The organism is Caulobacter sp. CCH9-E1, assembly GCF_001556515.1.
Lineage (GTDB): Bacteria > Pseudomonadota > Alphaproteobacteria > Caulobacterales > Caulobacteraceae > Caulobacter.
The window spans coordinates 1-3,900 of record NZ_LSJA01000169.1 but is presented as its reverse complement, the minus strand read 5'-3'; the positions used below and the strand labels follow the sequence as shown (position 1 = coordinate 3,900).

Genomic DNA, 3,900 nt, shown 5'->3' with positions numbered 1-3,900 from the left:
CAAGGCGGCGATCAGCTCGTGGGCCTCTCTGCGCGGCGACCTGCCGCGGACGGTCAAGCAGACGATCGAGGAGATCGAGCAGGCGGGCGGCGGCTGGACCTTCGCCAAGCTGACGATCGCCAACGCCGCCCTGCGCGAGCTTTCGGCCGCCTAGTCCCTGCCGTTGCGCTCCACGCCGCGGCGAGGCAGGCTCGCGGCGTGGGGCCCTCGCGGGGACGTCGATGACCAAGGACCGGATCGTTCTGCTGGACGCCCTGCGCGGCCTGGGCGTGCTCGGCATCCTGCTGTGCAACGCGCCGGACTTCGCCGTCCCGCCGGTGCTGGCCGAGTCGGCCGCCCACTGGCCGCACGGGACCGGCGCCGCCACCCTGTCGGTCTGGGTCGTCACCCAGTGGCTGTTCCAGCGCAAGTTCGTGACCCTGTTCGCCATGCTGTTCGGCGTGTCGATCTTCCTGGTCGGCGGCGAGCGATCGGACCTGGAGCGCGGCGCGATCCTCCGTCGGCGGCTGTTCTGGATGGTGGTCTTCGGCCTCTTTCACGGCTTCGCCATCTGGTACGGCGATGTGCTGCTGAGCTACGCCCTGGCGGGCTTCGCGGTGATGCTCACGCGGTCCTGGCCGGCGCGGAAGCTGATCCGGACGGGCGTCACGATCTGGCTTATCGTCAGTCTGCTCGCCGTTGTCGGCCTGAGCATGGCCGCCTCCATGCCCGAGGACGCCGCCCAGCAGACGCTGGAGACCGCCCAGGAGCTGGCGAAGGCCAGGGCGGCCGAGGTCCAGTATGGCGGGAGCTTCCTGCAGTCGCTGGTCCAGAACGCCAAGGACCGCCTCGCCTTCCTGCCCGGCGAGCCGCTGATCTTCGTGATGACCTCGGCGCTGATGATGATCGGCCTGGGCGCGTTCAAGGCCGGCGTCCTGACCGGCGAGGCCTCCGATCGGACCTATCGACGGCTGCTGGTCGGGGGCCTCCTCGCCTCGGCCCTGGTCGGCGCGCTGTTCGTCGCTCAAGCGGCGTTGGGCCTGCCGAGGGGCCTTGGCATGGTCGCGGTGGGGATCCAGTGGGCTCTGGCGCCGCCCACGACCCTGGCCTATGTCGCCCTGATGGTGTTCGCCGCCCGCTCCAAGGTCTGGTCGGCGATCCCGCGCGCCCTGGCCCCGGTCGGGCAGATGGCCTTCACCAACTATCTGGCCCAGTCGCTGATCATGACCTTCGTCTTCTACGGCGGAAGGGGTCTTGGGCTGCATGGCAAGGTCGATCGGCCGGGTCTTGCCGCGATCACGATCGGGATCTGGATCGTCCAGATCCTGTGGTCGCGGTGGTGGATGGATCGTTTCGCGATGGGCCCGCTGGAGTGGGTCTGGCGGCGGCTCTATCGCGGCCCAAGCCCGTTCCGCCGTCCAACGCCCGCAACGGCCTAGCCGCAAGCCTTCAGCGCCCCCGTGAAATAGGCCTGGACCTGCTCGAACAGGTCCGGGCGATAGCGCGCCCGCGGGTCGTTGGCCTTGTTGTCATCGAAGGCGTGGGTGGCGTCGGGCAGGAACATCTGGTCGACGCTCAGCCCGTCGCGCGCCAGACGATCAAGGGCCAGCTTGGGCGCCTTCCAGCCGACCACCTGATCCCTTCCGGCCAGCACCGACCAGACCGGCGGCGGCGCCTGGCCCCAGCCGTGGCGGGTCGTCAGGGCCGGATAGCCGGCATAGGGATAGACCAGCAGTGCGCCCTTCACGACCGAGCGCAGCCTCGCCGGGTCGGCGTCAGACACGCGGGTGATCGCCGCGGCCCGCTCGCCCAGCGCATAGGCGTCCATGATCGTCCAGCCGCCGTGGCTCCAGCCGGCCAGGAAGAGGCGCGAGGCGTCGGCCCAGGCCTGCCCCTCCAGCCAGGCCAGCATGGCGAAGACGTCGCCCGCCCGCTGCGGGCCCCGCACCCGCAGGCCGGTGCAGACCGTCAGCTTGGCGTCGAGGCTGGAGACCCCGCGCGGCAGGAACGAGTCGACCACCACGGCCGCCCAGCCCGCCGCCACGGCGGTCTTCGCATAGACCTCGAGGAACGGCGTCTTGCCGCCGCAGCCGTGCAGGATCAGCGCCACCGGGAAGGGACCGGGCCCTTCCGGCTTGAACACCCGGGAGTGGCGGGCGATCTGCTCGCCCCAGGCGGCGCTGTCCATCGGCTCTCCCTTTTTGGTCGCGCGACGGGCGCCAAAACCGGCGTCCACTTTTGGCTGTCGCGCTCCGCTTCTAGTGCCTGAACACCCGCACGCCGGTGAAGGCCATGGCCAGGCCCAGCTTGTCGGCCGCCTCGATCACCTCGGCGTCGCGCATGGAGCCGCCCGGCTGGATGATCGCCGTCGCGCCCGCTTCCGCCGCCTGGATCAGGCCGTCGGCGAACGGGAAGAAGGCTTCCGAGGCGCAGGCGCACCCCCGGAGGTCCAGGCCAAAATCAGCCGCCCGAAGAGCCGCGATCCGGGCCGAGTCCTTGCGGTTCATCTGGCCGGCGCCGACGCCCAGGGTCTGGCCGGCGCGGGCGTAGACGATGGCGTTGGACTTGACGTGCTTGCCGACCGTGAAGGCGAACAGCATGTCGCGCACTTCTTCCTCGGTCGGCTGGCGCTTGGTCACGATCTTCAGGTCCGACGCTTTGATCCGCGCGTCATCACGAGATTGAACGAGGAAGCCGCCGGCCACGCTCTTGAAGGTGTCGCCGGTCGACAGCGGATCGGGCAGGCCGCCGGTGACCAGCAGGCGCAGGTTCTTCTTGGCGGCGAAGACGGCCACGGCGTCCTCGTCGGCCTCGGGGGCGATCACCACCTCGGTGAAGATCTCGACCATGGCCTCGGCCGCTTCGCGGGTCAGGCGCGAATTGACCGCCACGATGCCGCCAAAGGCCGAGGTCGGGTCGCAGGCGAGAGCCCGCTCATAGGCCTCGCGCTGGGTGGCGCCGACGGCCACGCCGCACGGATTGGCGTGCTTGATGATCGCCACCGCCGGGCCCTGGGCCGGATCGAACTCGGCGATCAGCTCGAAGGCCGCGTCGGTGTCGTTGATGTTGTTGTAGCTGAGCTCCTTGCCCTGCAGCTGCCTGGCCGTGGCCACGCCCGGACGCGGGTTCGGGAACGCGTAGAAGGCCGCCTTCTGGTGCGGGTTCTCGCCATAGCGCATGGTCTGGCGCAGCTCGCCGGCGATGCTCTTGCGAGCGGGGAAATCCTGGCCAAGAGCCTGGGCGAACCAGGCCGAGATCGCCGCGTCATAGGCCGCGGTGCGGGCATAGGCGCGAGCCGCCAGGGTCTGGCGCAGGGCCAGGGTCGTACCGCCGGCCTTCAGCGCCTCAAGCACCTCGGCCAGGTCGGCCGGATCGGTGCAGACGGCGACATAGCCGTGGTTCTTGGCCGCCGAGCGGATCATGGCTGGGCCGCCGATGTCGATGTTCTCGACGCACTCGGCGTAGGACCCGCCCTTCGCGACGGTCGCCTCGAACGGATAGAGATTCACGTACAGGATATCGATGCCGCCGATGCCGTGATCGGCCATGGCTCGCGCATGTTCGGGAGCATCCCGAACGCCGAGAAGCCCGCCGTGCACCACCGGGTGCAGGGTCTTCACGCGGCCGTCCATCATCTCGGGGAAGCCGGTCAAGTCCGAGACGTCCTTGACCGGGATTCCGGCCGCGGCGATCGCGGCCTTGGTGCCGCCGGTCGAGACCAGCTCGACCCCGGCCTCGTGCAGCGTCTTGGCGGCCTCGACCAGGCCGGTCTTGTCGGAGACCGACAGCAGGGCGCGCGCAGGCGCGACGAGATCGGGGGCGGACGGATAATCGGGGGCGGCGGGCACGGCGGACTCCAGGTTTCGTGGTCGGAAATGGGAGCCCAGGCGCGCGGCTTATGCGTATCGAGCTCCCCGGTGG

4 protein-coding genes are annotated in these 3,900 nt (G+C 70.0%); 2 read left to right on the top strand and 2 right to left on the bottom strand.

The features are described 5' to 3' along the window. The coding region (locus tag AX690_RS24230; protein ID WP_197426839.1) for a hypothetical protein at positions 1–154 on the top strand (154 nt) is incomplete at its 5' end. Positions 155–221: 67 nt separating this feature from the next. Continuing rightward, on the top strand, positions 222–1,418 hold the full coding sequence (locus AX690_RS10545; protein ID WP_066686171.1) for a DUF418 domain-containing protein: 1,197 nt from the start codon (positions 222–224) through the stop codon (positions 1,416–1,418). Here the strand turns inward: AX690_RS10545 and AX690_RS10540 are convergent. Together AX690_RS10540 and purH are read right to left on the bottom strand one after the other, a co-directional pair. Then, complete coding sequence (locus tag AX690_RS10540) at positions 1,415–2,167, bottom strand: dienelactone hydrolase family protein (protein ID WP_066686173.1); 753 nt, start codon at positions 2,165–2,167, stop codon at positions 1,415–1,417. The two genes, AX690_RS10545 and AX690_RS10540, sit on opposite strands and share 4 nt — an antisense overlap. 70 nt (positions 2,168–2,237) lie before the next feature. Next, positions 2,238–3,827 (bottom strand): bifunctional phosphoribosylaminoimidazolecarboxamide formyltransferase/IMP cyclohydrolase, encoded by a 1,590-nt coding sequence (purH, locus tag AX690_RS10535; protein ID WP_066686174.1) that lies wholly within the window; start codon positions 3,825–3,827, stop codon positions 2,238–2,240. Positions 3,828–3,900 lie beyond the last annotated feature (73 nt).

What these genes read in the sequence shown, in the direction of transcription:
- AX690_RS10545 (WP_066686171.1), top strand. Translation starts at nt 222, where the DNA reads ATGACCAAGGACCGGATCGTTCTGCTGGACGCCCTGCGCGGCCTGGGC.
- AX690_RS10540 (WP_066686173.1), bottom strand. Translation starts at nt 2,167, where the DNA reads ATGGACAGCGCCGCCTGGGGCGAGCAGATCGCCCGCCACTCCCGGGTG.